16 protein-coding genes are annotated in these 17,494 nt (G+C 61.8%); 3 read left to right on the top strand and 13 right to left on the bottom strand.

Annotated elements, in window-relative coordinates:
* Nucleotides 1-16: 16 nt before the first annotated feature.
* The 3 genes from IAE39_RS16355 to IAE39_RS16345 form a co-directional block, all read right to left on the bottom strand.
* Nucleotides 17-1,675, bottom strand: coding sequence for a Na/Pi cotransporter family protein (locus IAE39_RS16355; protein WP_201204226.1), 1,659 nt, complete (start codon nt 1,673-1,675; stop codon nt 17-19).
* Nucleotides 1,676-1,943: 268 nt separating this feature from the next.
* Nucleotides 1,944-2,714, bottom strand: coding sequence for a TerC family protein (locus IAE39_RS16350; protein ID WP_201204224.1), 771 nt, complete (start codon nt 2,712-2,714; stop codon nt 1,944-1,946).
* 73 nt (nt 2,715-2,787) lie between these two features.
* Nucleotides 2,788-4,095, bottom strand: a complete 1,308-nt coding sequence (locus IAE39_RS16345) for a CitMHS family transporter (protein WP_201204222.1) — start codon at nt 4,093-4,095, stop codon at nt 2,788-2,790.
* 267 nt (nt 4,096-4,362) lie between these two features.
* On the opposite strand from IAE39_RS16345, the gene IAE39_RS16340 reads away from it, so the two are divergent.
* Nucleotides 4,363-4,764 (top strand): GFA family protein, encoded by a 402-nt coding sequence (locus IAE39_RS16340; RefSeq protein WP_201204221.1) that lies wholly within the window; start codon nt 4,363-4,365, stop codon nt 4,762-4,764.
* A gap of 174 nt (nt 4,765-4,938) precedes the next feature.
* Here IAE39_RS16340 and IAE39_RS16335 read toward each other — a convergent pair whose 3' ends face one another.
* The 10 genes from IAE39_RS16335 to IAE39_RS16290 form a co-directional block, all read right to left on the bottom strand.
* Entirely contained in the window at nt 4,939-6,894 is a 1,956-nt protein-coding gene (locus tag IAE39_RS16335; RefSeq protein ID WP_201204218.1) for a DUF7844 domain-containing protein, read from the bottom strand.
* Nucleotides 6,891-7,211, bottom strand: coding sequence for a DUF2388 domain-containing protein (locus tag IAE39_RS16330; protein ID WP_201204216.1), 321 nt, complete (start codon nt 7,209-7,211; stop codon nt 6,891-6,893). The genes IAE39_RS16335 and IAE39_RS16330 overlap by 4 nt, the downstream gene beginning before the upstream one ends.
* Before the next feature lie 36 nt (nt 7,212-7,247).
* The gene (locus IAE39_RS16325) at nt 7,248-7,541 is read right to left on the bottom strand and encodes a DUF2388 domain-containing protein (protein ID WP_201204214.1); all 294 of its coding nucleotides are present in this window, start codon (nt 7,539-7,541) and stop codon (nt 7,248-7,250) included.
* A gap of 88 nt (nt 7,542-7,629) precedes the next feature.
* On the bottom strand, nt 7,630-7,947 hold the full coding sequence (locus tag IAE39_RS16320) for a DUF2388 domain-containing protein (RefSeq protein WP_201204206.1): 318 nt from the start codon (nt 7,945-7,947) through the stop codon (nt 7,630-7,632).
* A 305-nt stretch (nt 7,948-8,252) separates the two neighbouring features.
* A complete protein-coding gene (locus tag IAE39_RS16315) occupies nt 8,253-8,468 on the bottom strand; it encodes a DUF1127 domain-containing protein (RefSeq protein WP_201204204.1) in 216 nt (71 codons plus the stop codon).
* 421 nt (nt 8,469-8,889) lie between these two features.
* On the bottom strand, nt 8,890-10,383 hold the full coding sequence (locus tag IAE39_RS16310; protein ID WP_201204202.1) for an acetyl-CoA hydrolase/transferase family protein: 1,494 nt from the start codon (nt 10,381-10,383) through the stop codon (nt 8,890-8,892).
* Nucleotides 10,384-10,567: 184 nt separating this feature from the next.
* On the bottom strand, nt 10,568-12,004 hold the full coding sequence (locus IAE39_RS16305) for an NAD(P)(+) transhydrogenase (Re/Si-specific) subunit beta (protein ID WP_176683041.1): 1,437 nt from the start codon (nt 12,002-12,004) through the stop codon (nt 10,568-10,570).
* A 2-nt stretch (nt 12,005-12,006) separates the two neighbouring features.
* Nucleotides 12,007-12,321, bottom strand: a complete 315-nt coding sequence (locus IAE39_RS16300; protein WP_003256966.1) for an NAD(P) transhydrogenase subunit alpha — start codon at nt 12,319-12,321, stop codon at nt 12,007-12,009.
* An 11-nt stretch (nt 12,322-12,332) separates the two neighbouring features.
* Nucleotides 12,333-13,454 (bottom strand): Re/Si-specific NAD(P)(+) transhydrogenase subunit alpha, encoded by a 1,122-nt coding sequence (locus tag IAE39_RS16295; RefSeq protein WP_201204200.1) that lies wholly within the window; start codon nt 13,452-13,454, stop codon nt 12,333-12,335.
* 436 nt (nt 13,455-13,890) lie between these two features.
* Nucleotides 13,891-14,790, bottom strand: a complete 900-nt coding sequence (locus IAE39_RS16290; protein WP_201204199.1) for a LysR family transcriptional regulator — start codon at nt 14,788-14,790, stop codon at nt 13,891-13,893.
* Between the two features lie 161 nt (nt 14,791-14,951).
* On the opposite strand from IAE39_RS16290, the gene IAE39_RS16285 reads away from it, so the two are divergent.
* Together IAE39_RS16285 and IAE39_RS16280 are read left to right on the top strand one after the other, a co-directional pair.
* A complete protein-coding gene (locus tag IAE39_RS16285; RefSeq protein ID WP_201204197.1) occupies nt 14,952-16,133 on the top strand; it encodes an acyl-CoA dehydrogenase in 1,182 nt (393 codons plus the stop codon).
* 14 nt (nt 16,134-16,147) lie between these two features.
* The gene (locus tag IAE39_RS16280) at nt 16,148-17,368 is read left to right on the top strand and encodes a CaiB/BaiF CoA transferase family protein (RefSeq protein WP_201204195.1); all 1,221 of its coding nucleotides are present in this window, start codon (nt 16,148-16,150) and stop codon (nt 17,366-17,368) included.
* Nucleotides 17,369-17,494: the final 126 nt, after the last annotated feature.

Genomic DNA, 17,494 nt, shown 5'->3' with positions numbered 1-17,494 from the left:
CCTCAGCTAGGCGTAATCACGGCTGGCGGGCTTCATCCGGCACACTGTCGAGCATCAGCCCGCCGGTGTCCGAGCCGCCCAGTACCACATAGGCACTGCTACAGAACAAAGAGTTCAACCGCTTCATGTCGGCAATCAGTTCCAAGTGTAGCGAACTGGTCTCGATACTTTGCACGACCTTGCGTTGCAGGCGGCTGACATGGGCGTGGGCCAGGCGCCGTTCCTGGGCGCGGAACCGGCGTTTTTCCCGCAACAGCAAGCGGGCGCTTTCCGGGTCGGCACTGAGGAACACCGACAGCCCCAGGCGCAGGTTGGCCAGCAATTGCTCCTGCAGGCCGGTCAGCTCCTCCAGGCCCACCTGGGAAAACTCCCGGCGCTGGCTGGTTTTCTGTTGCTGGACCTTGCGCAGCATGCGTTCGACCAGGTCGCAGGCGAGCTTGAGGTTGATGGCCAGCTCGATGATTTCGGCCCAGCGGCGGTTGTCCTGCTCGCTGAGGTCCTCGCGCGACATCTGCGCCAGGTACAGCTTGATCGCACTGTACAAGGCATCGGCGTCCTCGCCCAAGGCGCGGACCTGCTGCGGCAAGGCGGTCTGGGTGCCGCGCAGGGCACCGAGCATGGCTTCGAGCAAGCTGTCGACGATGTCTCCGAGGCGCAGGGTTTCACGGGCCGCGTTGGCCAGGGCCAGGCTGGGGGTTTCCAGTGCCGAGGCATCGAGGTGGCGCGCTCGCACCTGGCCATTGCCGATTTCCCGCTCGGGCAGCAGGACGTTGCACAGCCGGCCCATCGGTTTGACCGTGGGCAGCATGATCAGGCAGCGCAGCGTGTTGTAGAGCAAGTGGAAGCCGATGACCAGTTCCTGCGGGCTGAAGCTCAGCGAGTCCATCCACGCTACCAACGGGTGCAGCACAGGAATGATCAGCACCAGGCCGATCAGCTTGTAAAGCAGGCTGCCCAAGGCCACCCGGCGCCCGGCGGCGTTCTGCATGCTGGTGCTGATGAAGGCCAGCAGGCCGCTGCCGATGTTGGCGCCGACCACCAGGCCGATGGCCACCGGCAAGCTGATCACTTCGGCCCCGGCCAGGGTTGCGGTGAGCAGCACGGCGGCCAGGCTGGAATAGGAAATCATGGCGAACATGGCCCCGACCAGGGCATCGAGCATGATGTCGCCGGTCAGCGAGGCGAACAGCACTTTCACCCCTTGCGCATGGGTAATCGGCGCAGCAGCCTGCACGATCAGCTCCAGTGCCAGGATGATCAAGCCCAGCCCGATGCCTACCCGGCCCAGCTGGCCGGCACGGGTTTGCTTGCGGGAGAGGAAGAAGATCACGCCGAGGAAGATCAACAGCGGCGACAGCCAGGACAGGTCGAAGGTCAGTACCCGGGCCATCAACGCGGTACCCACGTCGGCACCGAGCATGATCGCCAGGGCCGGGGTCATGGCCATCAGGCCCTGGCCGACGAACGAGGTGACCAGCATGGCGGTGGCGTTGCTGCTTTGCACCATGGCCGTTACAAGGATGCCGGCAATGAACGCCAGCGGGCGCTTGTTCATGTTCTGGCTGATGATGCGCCGCAGGTCGGAACCGAATACCCGAAGGATGCCGGTACGCACGATATGTGTGCCCCAGACCAGAAGCGTCACGGCCGAGAGCAGGTTGAGCAGGGTCAGCATGGCGAAGGCCCCCTGTTGCACAGGCCCAGCGGGCCAAAGGAAGAAACGTGAGCGTTTGAATAATTTTCAGTGCTCACTCAAAGCTTTAGTTGTTTTGCGCTGCTGTTGCCAGCTTCGCATGGTGGTCATTTATTTGAAACACATGGGAGATGAATGTTGCCTGTGCGGGCCTATTCGCGGGTGAACCCGCTCCCACAGAGGACGCGCGTTGGCATGCGGGCATGAAAAAGGGCCCCGAAGGGCCCTTGCTGTCCTGCACTTCCTGATCTTACTGACCCGGAATGTCCTTGCGCAGTTTCACCGGGTCATGCTCTTTGCCTTCCTTGCGGGCCAAGGCAGTGCGCATGCGAATGTTGATGGCCTCCACCGCCAGCGAGAAGGCCATGGCGAAGTACACGTAGCCCTTCGGCACATGCACATCGAACGCTTCGGCGATCAGCACGGTCCCGACCACGATCAGGAACGACAGCGCGAGCATCTTCAGCGACGGGTGCTTGTCGATGAAGTTACTGATCGCGCCGGCGCACAGCATCATCACCAGCACGGCGACGACGATAGCGGCGATCATCACCGGTACGTGGGAAACCATGCCTACGGCGGTGATCACCGAGTCCAGCGAGAACACGATGTCGATGATGGCAATCTGGATGATGGTGTAGAAGAACTTGCCGCCTGCGCCTTTCGGCTCGTCGGCGTTCTCGTCCTCGCCTTCCAGGCCGTGGTAGATCTCTTGCGAGCTTTTCCACAGCAGGAACAGGCCACCGAAGAACAGGATCAGGTCACGCCCGGAAATACCTTGGCCGAACACTACGAACAGGTCAGCGGTAAGGCGCATGACCCAGGTAATGGACAGCAGCAGCATGATGCGGGTGACCATGGCCAGGGCCAGGCCGAAGATCCGGGTGCGTGGCTGCATGTGCTTGGGCATGCGGCTGACCAGGATCGAGATCATGATGATGTTGTCGATCCCGAGGACGATCTCAAGCGCGGTAAGGGTAAAAAAGGCAACCCAGATTTCCGGGCTGGTCAGCCATTCCATGTTATTTCCTTCAAACGGTAAAGGCGACGCGCCCCTGAACAGAGGCGCATCGCGGTAGGGTAATTCGTATTTATTAAAGACTACTGAACAGCGGGAAAATGCCCATCAGCAGCGCGGCGAACATTATGCACAGGCACACCAGCACTGCCCACTTGAGGGTGAAGCGCTGATGATCGCCGAATTCGATACCGGCCAGAGCCACCAGCAGGTAAGTGGAAGGCACCAGCGGGCTGAGCAGGTGTACCGGCTGGCCGACGATCGATGCACGGGCCATCTCAACCGGGGTGATGCCGTAGTGGCTGGCGGCCTCGGCCAGTACTGGCAACACGCCGTAGTAGAACGCGTCGTTGGACATGAAGAAAGTAAACGGCATGCTCACGATGGCAGTGATCACCGCCAGGTATGGGCCCAGCGCTTCGGGGATGACCGCCAGCAAGCTCTTGGACATGGCATCAACCATACCGGTACCCGACAGGATGCCGGTGAAGATACCGGCGGCGAAGATCAGCCCGGTCACGGCCAGCACACTGCCAGCGTGGGCGGCAATGCGGTCCTTCTGCTGCTGCAGGCACGGGTAGTTGACGATCATGGCGATGCTGAAGGCGATCATGAACAGCACCGGCAACGGCAGTACACCGGCGATCAGGGCGACCATCAGTGCTGCGGTCAGCGCGCCGTTGAAGTACAGCAGCTTGGGCCGGCGCGCTTCAGGGAACTGCGAAACTGTGATTTCGCTGTGGTCGATGTCGTCGGTCGGCAGGTGCAGTTCACCCAGGCGGGCGCGTTCGCGCTTGCCGTACAGGTAGGCAATGGCCAGGATTGCCAGTACGCCGAACAGCATGGCTGGAATCATCGGCACGAAGATGTCCGAGGGGTCTACATGCAGGGCGCTGGCGGCACGGGCGGTCGGGCCACCCCACGGCGTCATGTTCATTACCCCGCCGGCGAGGATGATCAGGCCGGCCATGATCCGCGGGCTCATGCCCAGGCGGCTGTACATGGGCAGCATGGCGGCGCAGCAGATCATGTAGGTGGTGGCGCCGTCACCGTCGAGCGAGACCACCAGGGCCAACACGGCGGTACCGACCGAAACTTTCAGCGGGTCGCCCTTGACCAGTTTGAGGATCTTGCGCACGGCCGGGTCGAAAAGGCCGGAGTCGATCATCAGGGCGAAGTAGAGAATGGCGAACATCAGCATTACGCCGGTAGGCGCGAGCTTGCTGATGCCCTCGAGCATCATCGGGCCGATCTTGGCGGAAAAGCCGCCGAACAGGGCGAACAGGATCGGTACCAGGATCAGCGCGATCAAGGCCGACAGGCGCTTGGTCATGATCAGGTACATGAAGGTGATGACCATGGCAAAGCCGAGGAAGGTCAGCATGGCAATACTCCAGGCGTGGCGCTACGAAAGGAATGTCGATTCGGGCGGATCAGCGCGTTGGGCGCTGCGCGGGGAGCATGCGGAGGGGGACTGCAGAAAGGCGGGCACAGGAATACATCAGAATCACCATTGTTGTTGTTGATTGGGCCGGGCGCGGTATTTACCGGGTGCCCTGGCTGACCGGTCTTGTGCCGGTAGTGGGCGCTATCCTATGAGGGCAAGCTTTCAGCCAGCTTTCGCTGAAGCAAAGGCGACGAGAGGTAGGTGATGCAGGATGTGACAGAGGGTGGCTGCCATTGTGGCGCCTTGCGTTATCGGCTGGAGGGCGACCTGACTGACATCGCCCACTGCCATTGTTCGATATGCCGGCGGGTTAGCGGCGGGCTGGTGGTCACCTGGCTTACCCTGCCCCGCGCCGGTTTTCAGTGGCTGGCGGGTGAGCCGGACTGCTATGTGGCGCCGGCCAGTTGCAGCCGCTACTTCTGTGGGCAGTGCGGGGCGCATGTGGCGCTGGACACCACGCACAGCCCTGAAACCATCGATGTGACGGTCGCCACCTTCGATCACCCGGAGCGGGTGCGGGCCAACCGGCATATCTGGGTGGGTAGCCGGTTACCTTGGCTGCACCTCGATGAGCATTTGCCTTCGGAGGTGGAGGAAAGCCTGTAGGCGTTGTGCTGCCTGTACGGGCCTCTTCGCGGGTGAACCCGCTCCTACACTGCCTGCGCATTCCTGTGTAGGAGCGGGTTTACCCGCGAAGAGGCCTGGCCTGCAAACATCACAACCCCTGCGCATTCCTGTGTAGGAGCGGGTTCACCCGCGAAGAGGCCAGCCCTGCAAACATCACAACTGCAAACCACCCGCAGCCTTGTGCAATGCCCGCAAATGTTCACCGATCTGCTTCACATTGGCCTCGACCGCGGCAATCTCCCTGGCCCGCGAAGGGTCCAGCAGCGCCCTCACCTCTTTGTCCAGGCTGGTGCTCAAGCGCAGCAGCTGTGCCTGTCGCTCTTTGCTCTCCTGCTCCAGGTGCTTACGCTCTTCCGGCTGCGGCAACCCGTAGCCCTTGGCATCGAGCAGTTCGGCCGGGCGGCTGAGGAAGCCGCTGTTGGCGAGCATCTGCTTGAGGGTGGCGTCGGCCTTGTTGATGCTGCCATCCTTCAGCGCGGCGGCATTCAGGTAACGCTGCTTGACCTCGTCCTGGGCCAGCAGCAGTTGCCGGCGCAAGCTGGCTTGCTCAAGCAACAGCAAGGCAGCGCTGGTGCGCAGGTCGGCCTTGGCAAACCACAGGCGGCGTTGTTCGGCATCCAGGGCCAGCCAGTCTTCCACTTGTGCCTGCTTGATCGGCAATTGCTTGCGCAGTACTTCGAACATGGCCTGGTAGCGGTCACGGTAGGAGTCGAAACGGTAACCCAGGCGTAGCGCCTCGCGCGGGTTGTCGAGCACGCTGGTGTCGGCTAGGCCCCTGCCTTTGAGCACGGCCAGCAAGCCGTTGGGCATGATGCTGTCGAGGTCGTTCAGCTGTGGGTTGGCGGTGCCGCTGCGCAGCAGCTTCAACGACTCCACCGCGCAGTTGTTGGACAGGAACCAATAGTTGCCGTCGTAGCTCCAGTGCATCTCGGCAGCCTGGCGCACCAGGCTCTCGATTTCGTCGCGGTTCAGCTTCAACGGTACCGAGGCCAGGCTGCGCAGCTCGGTCTTGGTGTATTCGTCGATCACCTGGCCCAGCGGCAGCACGAACAGGCGCGACGGGTAGACGCCGACCAGGCCGTCCCAGCTGGACAACTGTACGTCGTTGACGAAGGCGCGATACGACAGCACCAGGCTCTGGTCGAGGTCCAGCCGGCAGTCCGGCCCGCGTGGGCGGCCCGGTTTGCAGATGACCAGGCGCAGCATGCTGTGGCCCCAGCGGCTGACCAGGTTCTGGTTGGCTTCGGCCAGCAGGTAGTCCACTTCATAGACCCGCTCAGGGTCGATTTCGCCTAATGGCTGGCGGGCGAAGTCGCTGCCGGCGTTGATGAACGGCAGGCCCTTGGCGCAGGTGTCCTGTTGCGGTGCCCAGCCGAAGTGTTCGCGCAGGTACTGGTTAAGCGCGGGGCGGCGGCAGCCGTAGCTCGGGTCGAGGAGGAAGTACTCCATGTTGACCGCGATGTATTCCTTGGGGCTACTCAGTTCATAGCTGTCGGGGCTGCGTACGAACTGGCCGTTGTGCTGCTCGCGCTCGCCACGCCGGCCCACGTATTGTGGCCAGCCTGCGAGGTCGAGCAGGCGCGGGTCGTCGCTGAGGGTAAAGCGGCGCTCGGCCTGGCCACGGCATTCTTCTGGCAGGCCGACCTTGCCCAGCGTGCCTTGCTGGCGCTTGCAGCGGGCAATCAGGGATTTCTCGGCGCTTGGCCATAGTCGGGCACGGTCATAGATATGGCTGAGTTCGTGCAGCACGGTGGCCAGCAGCTCTTCCCGCACCGTGCCGTGGGGGCGGTTAGTACGTTCGCGGGCGGCACTGCCATCGGTAAGGCCGGGCAGCAGGCGGCGGTTGAGCTCAAGCGTGGAGACCAGCGATGCCTGGCCGTAAGCGTCGGCCGGCATGTTGTCGCTCCAGCTGACCTGCACACGGCGGTCGAGCTGTTGCTTGAAGCGTGGGGGCAGCTTGGCCATGGCCTCGTCGAGCAGGGCCTGGCTGGCTTGGGTCTGTTGTAGGTCGAGGCCGGATGCCTGCAGCTCAAGCTGCAGGTCGGCCAGGGCGGGCGTGCCGAGCAGCGCCAGGGCGCCGCCGAACAGCCAGGCGCGTATGCGCTTCACAGTGCGAGGATGGCTTCGGCCAGTACCTGGTCGCTGGCGCCGCGTGCTTCCGGTACGCGCTCGCGCAGGGTGTTGAAGGCAGCCTCAAGCTGGGCGCCGCGGATGTCACCCTTGCTGGCGACGAAGCTGGCGGCGTCGTCGTGGGCTTCGCGTACCACTTTGGAGTCGCGGATCGACGTTGTGGTGTCCGAGGTGAAGTCGATCGAACGGCCAAAGGCCCGCACGATGATGTTGCTGGTGGCCACCAGAGTATGTGCCTGGGCCAGGTCGGCCAGCAGCAGCATGCCGAGGGTAGCGGCAATCAGCGGTTTACGCATGGAGCATCTCCGAAAAATACAGGGAGTCAGGTGTAGTTATTGGACGAGAATTGCCTGCGCCAGTTCCAGGTCGCCGACGGCCTGCCGCGCGCAATTGTGGCGTAATGATTCCAGGGCGGCTTCCAGCCGCGCACCGCGGATCAAGCCATCGGTGGCAACGAATGCGGCGGCATCGTCGCGCGCCTGGCGGACCAGTTTGCGATCGAAAGGCGCAGTGGTGACCTGGCTGGTCGCATAGCCGGAGATGACCAGGCCTTGCGTGGTGGTGTCCATGGCATGGGCGCTGGCCATGCCAGCGGCGGAAAACAGCAGCGGCAACAGATAACGCATGGGCTCTAAAACAACTGAAGGCTTGGATGGCAATGGCGGGTACTGCTGTGCCGGTGGCGACCAGCACAGCTGCAGGGCTTACCCGGGCTCAGAGCGCGAGGATGGCCTGGGCCAGTTGCGCGTCGCTGGCCTGCAGGGCCGGCATCTGCGAGCGAATGTGCAGGAACGCGCTTTCCAGCTTGGCGCCACGGATATCGCCTTGGCTACCCACGAAGCTGGCGGCGTCGTCGCGGGCGGCCTGGACGATCTTGTCGTCACGGAACGAAGAGGACACATCGGAGGTGGCATCGGTGGACGCGGCTACCGCACCCACTACAGCGTCAGTGGTGACAACAAAACTGGTGGCGTTTGCGGTGCCGGCCAGGCTCAGCATCAGAGCGGCGCCAATCAGATATTTACGGGACATGATCGTGGACTCCTGGACTAGGGTCGGGTGGTTCTGCTTATCGGACGCTCGCATTGCTGGTCGCGGTACTTTTAACAGTGGTTTCTACCAGACTGCCAAGCGAAGCGTATCACGCGTGGGTGTTTCTGGATGTTAATGAAAAACGCACCGGCAAACTGTACTGGTATAAATATGCAAATTTGTAAATTGTACCGGCATGCCCTCGAAAGGCTCTAGCATGCGGCCTGACAATAAAAAACCCGTCGCAGTTACCTGCGACGGGTTTTAGGAATTCGCGGTGCCGGCCGAAGCCGGCAAGCCGGTGCTTAGCGCCAGAAAGGCTTGCTCAGCTCTTCGTAACGCTGCGACTCGCTGATACCGGCGTCGGCCAGCAGGCGGGCGTCCAGGCGAGCCAGTTGACGGCGGCTGGCCATGCGGCGCTGCCACAGCAGCAGAGTCGACAGTGCGCGCAGCGGCATCGAGGCGTTGGATTGCTGGGCGTTGCTTTCAAAAACCAGACCGGAACTGAGGGTACGTTCCATGATGCTTCATCCTTCCGCTTATGGCGGGATTAGGTAGTGATTTAACTGATGCCAATGATCCTCCTCTGCTGTCCATAACAGTAGATACAGTTCTAGTGAAAGACGATGGCTCAGTTAACTGTGTAACCCTACTGTTGCACTCGAAATAGGCGTAACTGTACTGGTCTGCACTTTATTGGTGCGTTTTGGTGGCGAGAAGAGAATTGCTAGGGGTGGAAGGGGTTGATAAACCGGTACAGTAGTACAGTTTAGTTAATATTTGATGGTGAGGTGTTTTGCAGATGGCCTCTTCGCGGGTAAACCCGCACCTACAGGGGATTTGCACAACCTTATGAATCTATGCACGCCTTGTAGGAGCGGGTTCACCCGCGAAGAGGCCGGAACAGCAGAAGCAGGGCCGCCGTTCCGTACCACAGCTGGATCAGACAGCCAGCATGCGCCCGGTTTCTTCCAGGTTTTCGTGCCAGCTCAGCGCTTCACGCAGAATGTGCGGGGTGTGGCCGCCACGCTGGCAGGCACGATCGAAGTAGTCGTTCAGCGCAGCGCGATAGTCCGGGTGCACACAGTTGTCGATGATCGCCCGTGCCCGCTCGCGCGGCGCCAGGCCACGCAGGTCGGCCAGGCCTTGCTCGGTGACCAGGATGTCCACGTCGTGCTCGGTATGGTCGACATGGCTGACCATCGGCACCACGCTGGAAATCGCCCCGCCTTTGGCAATCGACTTGGTCACGAACACGGCCAGGTGGGCGTTACGGGCAAAGTCACCCGAGCCACCGATACCGTTCATCATCCGGGTGCCGCACACGTGAGTGGAGTTGACGTTGCCGTAGATATCGAACTCCAGCGCGGTGTTGATACCGATGATGCCTAAGCGGCGTACCACTTCCGGGTGGTTGGAGATTTCCTGTGGGCGCAGTACCAGCTTGTCCTTGTAGCGCTCCAGGTTGCCGAACACGTCGGCATTGCGGCGCGTCGACAGGGTAATCGAGCTGCCCGAGGCAAAGCTCAGCTTGCCCGCGTCGATCAGATCGAAGGTGGAGTCCTGCAGCACTTCGGAGTACATGGTCAGGTCTTCGAACGGCGACTCGATCAGGCCGCACATCACCGCGTTGGCAATGCTGCCAATGCCGGCTTGCAGCGGGCCGAGCTTGTTGGTCATGCGGCCAGCGTCGACTTCTTTCTTCAGGAAGTTGATCAGGTGGTCGGCGATGCCCTGGGTTTCGTCATCCGGCGGCAGTACAGTGGACGGCGAGTCCGGCTGGTCGCTGATGACGATACCGACGATCTTGGCCGGGTCGATAGGGATGGCGGTGCTGCCGATACGGTCGTCGACCTTGACCAGCGGGATAGGCGTGCGGGTCGGGCGATAGGTTGGGATATAGATGTCGTGCAGGCCTTCGAGGTTGGTGTTGTGCGAGAGGTTGATCTCGACAATCACCTGCTTGGCGAAGATCGCGAAGCTGGCCGAGTTGCCTACCGAAGTGGTTGGCACGATATGGCCCTGCTCGGTGATGGCCACGGCTTCGATAACCGCGATGTCCGGCAGCTTCAGCTGCTGGTTGCGCAGTTGCTCGACGGTTTCCGACAGGTGCTGGTCGATGAACATCACCTGGCCGTCGTTGATGGCCTTGCGCAGGGTGCTGTCGACCTGGAACGGCATGCGGCGAGCCAGCACGCCGGCCTCGGTCAGTTGCTTGTCCAGGTCGTTGCCCAGGCTGGCGCCGGTCATCAGGCTGATTTTCAGTGGCGACTGCTTGGCACGTTCGGCCAGTGCATGCGGTACGGCCTTGGCTTCGCCGGCGCGGGTGAAACCGCTCATGCCGACGGTCATGCCGTCCTCGATCAGACCAGCGGCATCAGCCGCACTCATTACCTTGCTGTGCAGGGAGGACAAGCGGATACGATCACGGTACATGGATTGTTATCTCGGGCTACTGAAACTACTGCAGCGCAGTCTAGAGACTTCGCCCTTTGCCGTCCCACGACCATGGTCGTATGAGAAGCTACGAAGCAGAGCCGTTGATCCGGATCAATAAAAGAAAAGCCCCGGCAGATTCTGACCGGGGCTTCCTTTATATCAGCTGGTTTGCAGCGACGGTTTACTCCACCGCCTTGACCATGTCTTCGATGACCTTCTTGGCGTCACCGAATACCATCATGGTCTTGTCGAGGTAGAACAACTCATTGTCCAGGCCGGCATAGCCGCTGGCCATCGAGCGCTTGTTGACGATGATGGTCTTGGCCTTGAACGCCTCGAGGATCGGCATGCCGGCGATAGGCGACTTGGGATCGTTTTTCGCCGCCGGGTTGACCACGTCGTTGGCGCCCAGCACCAGCACCACGTCGGCCTGGCCGAACTCGGCGTTGATGTCTTCCATCTCGAACACCTGGTCGTACGGCACTTCGGCCTCAGCCAGCAGCACGTTCATGTGCCCGGGCATACGCCCCGCCACCGGGTGGATCGCGTACTTCACGGTCACACCGTTGTGGGTCAGCTTCTCGGTCAGCTCCTTGAGCGCGTGCTGGGCGCGGGCCACCGCCAGGCCGTAGCCCGGGACGATGATCACGCTGTCGGCGTTGCTCAGCAGGAAGGTGGCATCGTCGGCCGAGCCGGACTTCACCGGGCGCTGCTCTTGCGAACCTTGCGCGGCACCGGCATCGGTATCGCCGCCGAAACCGCCGAGGATCACGTTGAAGAACGAACGGTTCATCGCCTTGCACATGATGTACGAGAGGATGGCACCGGAGGAGCCGACCAGGGAGCCTGCGATGATCAGCATCGAGTTGTTCAGCGAGAAGCCGATGCCAGCCGCTGCCCAGCCCGAATAGCTGTTGAGCATTGATACCACCACCGGCATGTCAGCGCCGCCGATCGGAATAATGATCAGCACGCCCATGATGAAGGCCAGAACCAGCATCAGGGTGAAGGCACTGTAGTGGCCAGTGAAAGTGAACAGCAGGCCCAGGGCGATGGTGGTCAGGCCGAGGATCAGGTTCAGCTTGTGCTGGCCGGCGAACTGTACCGGTGCGCCCTGGAACAGGCGGAACTTGTACTTGCCCGACAGTTTGCCAAAGGCGATTACCGAACCGGAGAAGGTGATGGCACCAATGGCTGCGCCAAGGAACAGTTCCAGGCGGTTACCGGTGGGGATCGGGTCGCTGATGGCGGCAACGATGCCCATCGACTGCGGCTCGAGCACGGCGGCGATGGCGATGAATACTGCAGCCAGGCCGATCATGCTGTGCATGAAGGCGACCAGCTCAGGCATCTTGGTCATCTCTACGCGCTTGGCCATGATCGAACCGGCGGTACCGCCGACCAGCAAGCCGACGATCACGTAGCCAATGCCAGCCGTAGCAAGCTCAGCGCCCAGCTTATAGATGAGGCCAACCGTGGTGAGGATCGCCAGGCCCATGCCGATCATGCCGAACAGGTTGCCGCGCCGCGAGGTGGTCGGGTGTGACAGGCCTTTGAGCGCCTGGATGAAGCACACCGAGGCGACGAGGTAGAGGAGCGTTACCAGATTCATGCTCATGCTTACTTCTGCGCCTCGTTCTTGGTTTTCTTCTTGAACATCTCAAGCATGCGACGGGTGACCAGGAAGCCACCGAACACGTTGACCGCGGCCAGGGCCACCGCCAGGGTGCCCATCAGCTTGCCGGCCGGGGTCACGGTCAGGGCTGCCGCCAGCATGGCACCGACGATGACGATCGCCGAGATGGCGTTGGTGACCGCCATCAGTGGGGTGTGCAGCGCGGGGGTGACGTTCCACACCACGTGGTAGCCCACATAGATGGCCAGCACGAAGATGATCAGGTTGTAGATGCCGTGGGAAATCAGCATGTCTTCCATTGTCGTGCTCCTTAGCCGTTCTTGCGGACGACCTGGCCATCGCGGCACATCAGGCAGGCCGCGACGATGTCGTCTTCGAGGTTGATGACCAGCGCGCCGTCCTTGTCGAACAGCAGCTTCATGAAGTCCAGCAGGTTGCGTGCATACAGGGCAGAGGCATCAGCGCCCACCTGGGCCGGCAGGTTGGTAGGGCCAACGATGGTCACACCGTTCGCCTGCACCACCTGATCTGCAACAGTCAGCGGGCAGTTGCCGCCCTGGGCGGCCGCGAGGTCGATGACCACCGAGCCGGGCTTCATCTGCGCCACGGTTTCGGCGCTGAGCAGGGTCGGCGCCTTGCGGCCGGGAATCAGCGCGGTGGTGATGACGATATCCGCTTGCTTGGCGCGCTCGTGCACGGCCTGGGCCTGACGCTGCATCCAGCTGGCCGGCATTGGACGTGCATAGCCGCCGACGCCTTCGGCGCATTCGCGCTCTTCGTCGGTCTCGTAGGGCACGTCGATGAACTTGGCGCCCAGCGACTCGATCTGCTCCTTCACCGCCGGGCGTACATCGGACGCCTCGATCACCGCGCCCAGGCGCTTGGCCGTGGCAATCGCCTGCAGGCCAGCAACGCCTGCACCCAGGATCAACACGCGCGCGGCCTTAACGGTACCGGCGGCGGTCATCAGCATGGGCATGAAGCGTGGGTAGTGATGGGCGGCCAGCAACACGGCCTTGTAGCCGGCGATATTGGCCTGCGACGACAGCACGTCGAGGCTTTGCGCCCGTGAGGTGCGCGGCGCGGCTTCCAGGGCGAAGGCGGTGATGCCGCGTTCGGCCATCTTGCCGATCAGTTCGCTGTTGAACGGGTTGAGCATGCCTACCAGAAGGCTGCCGCTGTTGATCAGCGCCAGTTCCTGGTCGTTGGGAGCGACCACCTTGAGGACCAATTGAGCGCCGTAGGCATCGGCTGCGCTTCCCAGGGAAGCGCCCACGGCTTCATAGGCACTGTCCGGAATGGCGGCGTTAAGCCCTGCCCCCCGTTGGACGGTGACCTGATGGCCCTGGCCAATCAGTTTCTTGATGGTTTCCGGGGTCGCAGCGACCCTTGTCTCACCGGTCTGCGTCTCGAGAGGAACACCAATGTGCACGACTATTTCTCCTGCGGTGACCTTTTGTCTTTGTAAAAGCCAGCACACTTCGGATGGTGCGCTGGGGCGGCTGTGGAGCGCCAACCCGCCGTATCCCGGGCGGGCGAAGCATTTTGCAGACGAACCCAGGGGCCTTCAACCAGTTCTGGAGCGAAACCAAGTTAAAACTACAAGTCACCCTGTGACCGCTTGTCGCAGCTATAAGGCTGTAGCCCGTCAAACATGGGCTATTGGCAGATTAGGAGAAAAAATAAAAATAATTGCGGTCAATTCGCTCACAACTTGCTGAATGTCGCAAAATACCCCTCAAAGCCGCGCAGTCAGCAGGGTTAAAGGGTATTTTGGTGCTTGCGGAACAGTTTGCCTGTATGCGACAAATACTTATATCTGTAGGTGTTTAAAATAATTGACTACGGAGTCAATTTGTCGCACTTGTTTATGGTTTTGCCGTGTACGCCTGGGCCTGGCTTATCAGCCAGTCGCGGAAGGCGCGCAGCGAAGCAGACTCCACCTTGCGCTCGGGAATCATCAGATAGTAGGCCTTGTCGCTTGTCAGGGCGTATCTGTTAGCGACTACCAACCTTCCCTCCTGCAACTCGCGCTGGATCAGGAATGGCGGTATCAGCGCTATGCCCATCTCGTGCATGGCCGCCTGGGCGAGCATCGAGAATAGTTCATAACGCGGGCCTGTCATGTCGCGATCCACATTCATGCCCATGCTGCCGAACCACTGTCGCCAGGCGTAAGGGCGCGTGCTTTGCTGCAGCAGGGGTAGCAGGGCGATGCGCTGGGCCTCAAGCGTGCCCTGCCCGCCCAGCAGTGTCGGGCTGCAGACGGGCACCGGGTTTTCTCCCATGAGCCGGTGGGACTGGGTGCCGGACCAGTCGGCGTCGCCAAAATAGATGGCGGCATCGAAGGTGGTATCGGCAAACAGGAATGGCCGGGTGCGGTTGGTGAGGTTGACCGTGACGTCTGGATGGTGCTGCTGGAAGTTCTTGAGCCGAGGTAGCAGCCATTGGGTGCCGAACGTCGGCACCACCGCCAGTTCGATCACATTGGCGCCCTGCTGGCGCATTACCGACAAAGTGTCGCGCTCCACCGCGTCCAGTTGTGCGGCGACCTGGCGGCTATATGAGAGGCCTGCCTCGGTCAGCTTCACGCCGCGGCGGGAGCGACGGAACAGTTCCACATTGAGGAAGGCCTCCAGGCCACCGATCTGGCGACAGACGGCGCCCTGGGTCAGGGCAAGTTCCTGGGCAGCCTTGGTAAAGCTCTCGTTGCGCGCTGCCGCCTCAAAGCAAACCAGGGCAGCGGTACTGGGGATCTTGCGGCGCATGTACGTCAACCTCACTTGTAAGGCTGTCAATATGGCGATTCGCCAATTTACGGAGTGACAAATTATCACTAATTGGTGCGCAATCCTCGTTTGTACCCGCGGCCGATCAGGCCTAGGCTCAAAGGCACAAGAAACTGCCCCCTATTTCGAGGATTTCGCTCATGGCCGGTAAAGCAAGCTTCAACTGGATCGACCCGCTGCTGCTGGATCAGCAGCTCACTGAAGAAGAGCGCATGGTGCGTGACAGCGCTTATCAGTTCGCCCAGGACAAGCTGGCCCCGCGTGTGCTCGAGGCCTTCCGTCACGAGCAGACCGACCCGGCGATCTTCCGCGAGATGGGCGACGTCGGCCTGCTGGGGGCAACCATTCCCGAGCAATACGGCGGCAGCGGCTTGAACTACGTGTGCTATGGCCTGATTGCTCGCGAGGTGGAGCGCATCGACTCGGGCTACCGGTCGATGATGAGCGTGCAGTCATCGCTGGTGATGGTGCCGATCAATGAATTCGGCACCGAAGCGCAAAAGCAGAAGTACCTGCCCAAGCTGGCGAGTGGCGAGTGGATCGGTTGTTTCGGCCTGACCGAGCCTAACCATGGCTCCGACCCGGGCTCGATGATTACCCGTGCCAAGAAGGTTGATGGCGGCTATCGCCTGAGCGGCAGCAAGATGTGGATCACCAATAGCCCGATCGCCGATGTGTTCGTGGTTTGGGCCAAGGATGATGCCGGTGATATCCGTGGCTTTGTCCTGGAGAAAGGCTGGCAGGGCCTGAGTGCACCGGCGATTCATGGCAAGGTCGGCCTGCGCGCCTCGATCACCGGCGAAATCGTCATGGACAACGTGTTTGTGCCGGAAGAGAACATTTTCCCGGACGTGCGGGGCCTGAAGGGGCCGTTCACTTGCCTGAATTCGGCCCGTTATGGCATCTCCTGGGGGGCACTGGGCGCTGCCGAAGCCTGCTGGCACACCGCTCGCCAGTACACCCTGGACCGTCAGCAGTTCGGGCGCCCGCTGGCTGCCAACCAGCTGATCCAGAAAAAGCTGGCCGACATGCAAACCGAAATCACCTTGGCACTGCAGGGGTGCCTGCGCCTGGGGCGCATGAAAGACGAAGGCACGGCTGCGGTGGAGATCACCTCGATCATGAAGCGCAACTCCTGCGGCAAGGCGCTGGATATCGCTCGCATGGCGCGTGACATGCTGGGCGGCAACGGTATTTCCGACGAGTTTGGCGTGGCCCGCCACCTGGTCAACCTCGAGGTGGTCAACACCTATGAAGGTACTCATGACGTGCATGCGCTGATCCTGGGGCGTGCGCAAACCGGTATCCAGGCTTTCTACTAATAAGGGGCCAGCTCATGGGCGCGCTATCACATCTGCGGGTGCTGGACCTTTCGCGCGTGCTGGCTGGCCCGTGGTCTGGCCAGATCCTCGCTGACCTGGGGGCTGACGTTATCAAGGTCGAGCGCCCTGGCAGTGGTGACGATACGCGCTCATGGGGGCCGCCCTTCCTTAAGGATGTCGAGGGTGAAAACACCAGCGAGGCGGCTTATTACCTGTCGGCCAACCGCAACAAGCGCTCGGTGACCATCGATTTCACCCAGCCCGAAGGGCAGCGCCTGGTGCGCGAGCTGGCGGCGAAGTGCGATATCGTCATCGAGAACTTCAAGGTGGGTGGGTTGGCCGCTTATGGCCTGGACTACCAGAGCCTGAAGGCGGCCAATCCACGGCTTATCTATTGCTCCATTACCGGCTTTGGCCAAACCGGGCCCTATGCCAAGCGCGCTGGCTACGATTTCATGATCCAGGGGCTGGGCGGGCTGATGAGCCTGACCGGTCGCCCGGAGGGTGAAGATGGCGCGGGGCCGGTGAAGGTGGGTGTGGCGCTTACCGACATCCTTACCGGCCTTTATTCCACGGTGGCCATGCTGGCTGCCCTCGCCCATCGGGATCAGACAGGCGTGGGCCAGCACGTCGATATGGCCTTGCTCGATGTGCAGGTGGCTTGCCTGGCTAACCAGGCCATGAACTACCTGACCACGGGGGTGGCGCCTCGTCGGCTGGGTAATGCCCATCCTAATATCGTGCCGTACCAGGACTTCCCGACGGCGGATGGCGACTTCATCCTTACCGTGGGCAACGATAGCCAGTTCCGCAAGTTTGCTGAGGTGGCCGGGCAGCCGCAGTGGGCGGACGACCCGCGCTTTGTTACTAATAAGCTGCGTGTGGCCAACCGGGCCGAGCTGATTCCATTGATTCGCCAGGCCACGGTGTTCAAGACCACGGCCGAGTGGGTGAGCCAGCTGGAAGCCGCGGGGGTGCCTTGTGGGCCTATCAATGATCTGGCGCAGATGTTCCAGGACCCTCAGGTGCTGGCTCGAGGGCTGGCGGTGAGCATTCCGCATCCGTTGGCGGGTAGCGTGCCACAGGTGGCCAGTCCGATCAGGTTGTCGGAGACGCCGGTGGAGTATCGGCGGGCGCCGCCACTGTTGGGTGAGCATACCGAGGTGGTATTGGCAGAAGTGCTGGGACTGGATGCTGGTGAGCTGCAGCGCTTGCGCGGTGCGGGTGTGCTTTAGAGGTAGAGGAAGAGGGCTGTATTGAAAAGCGGGGGGGGCCGGCCGCCCCCCCCCCCCCCCCCCCCCCCCGCCCCGACCCCCCCCCCCCCCCCCCCCCCCCCCCCCCCCCCCCCCCCCCCCCCCCCC

Source organism: Pseudomonas sp. S37 (assembly GCF_016658545.1).
GTDB lineage: Bacteria > Pseudomonadota > Gammaproteobacteria > Pseudomonadales > Pseudomonadaceae > Aquipseudomonas.
The sequence above is the reverse complement of the archived record's forward strand: the minus strand, read 5'-3'. Positions and strand labels throughout refer to the sequence as shown.

Excerpts from the sequence above, each read along its gene's own strand:
- IAE39_RS16325 (WP_201204214.1), bottom strand. The coding sequence starts at position 7,541 with ATGCGTTATCTGTTGCCGCTGCTGTTTTCCGCCGCTGGCATGGCCAGC.
- IAE39_RS16310 (WP_201204202.1), bottom strand. The coding sequence starts at position 10,383 with ATGTACCGTGATCGTATCCGCTTGTCCTCCCTGCACAGCAAGGTAATG.
- IAE39_RS16305 (WP_176683041.1), bottom strand. The coding sequence starts at position 12,004 with ATGAGCATGAATCTGGTAACGCTCCTCTACCTCGTCGCCTCGGTGTGC.
- IAE39_RS16300 (WP_003256966.1), bottom strand. The coding sequence starts at position 12,321 with ATGGAAGACATGCTGATTTCCCACGGCATCTACAACCTGATCATCTTC.
- IAE39_RS16285 (WP_201204197.1), top strand. The coding sequence starts at position 14,952 with ATGGCCGGTAAAGCAAGCTTCAACTGGATCGACCCGCTGCTGCTGGAT.
- IAE39_RS16315 (WP_201204204.1), bottom strand. The coding sequence starts at position 8,468 with ATGGAACGTACCCTCAGTTCCGGTCTGGTTTTTGAAAGCAACGCCCAG.
- IAE39_RS16350 (WP_201204224.1), bottom strand. The coding sequence starts at position 2,714 with ATGGAATGGCTGACCAGCCCGGAAATCTGGGTTGCCTTTTTTACCCTT.
- IAE39_RS16290 (WP_201204199.1), bottom strand. The coding sequence starts at position 14,790 with ATGCGCCGCAAGATCCCCAGTACCGCTGCCCTGGTTTGCTTTGAGGCG.
- IAE39_RS16340 (WP_201204221.1), top strand. The coding sequence starts at position 4,363 with ATGCAGGATGTGACAGAGGGTGGCTGCCATTGTGGCGCCTTGCGTTAT.
- IAE39_RS16345 (WP_201204222.1), bottom strand. The coding sequence starts at position 4,095 with ATGCTGACCTTCCTCGGCTTTGCCATGGTCATCACCTTCATGTACCTG.
- IAE39_RS16280 (WP_201204195.1), top strand. The coding sequence starts at position 16,148 with ATGGGCGCGCTATCACATCTGCGGGTGCTGGACCTTTCGCGCGTGCTG.
- IAE39_RS16320 (WP_201204206.1), bottom strand. The coding sequence starts at position 7,947 with ATGTCCCGTAAATATCTGATTGGCGCCGCTCTGATGCTGAGCCTGGCC.
- IAE39_RS16355 (WP_201204226.1), bottom strand. The coding sequence starts at position 1,675 with ATGCTGACCCTGCTCAACCTGCTCTCGGCCGTGACGCTTCTGGTCTGG.
- IAE39_RS16330 (WP_201204216.1), bottom strand. The coding sequence starts at position 7,211 with ATGCGTAAACCGCTGATTGCCGCTACCCTCGGCATGCTGCTGCTGGCC.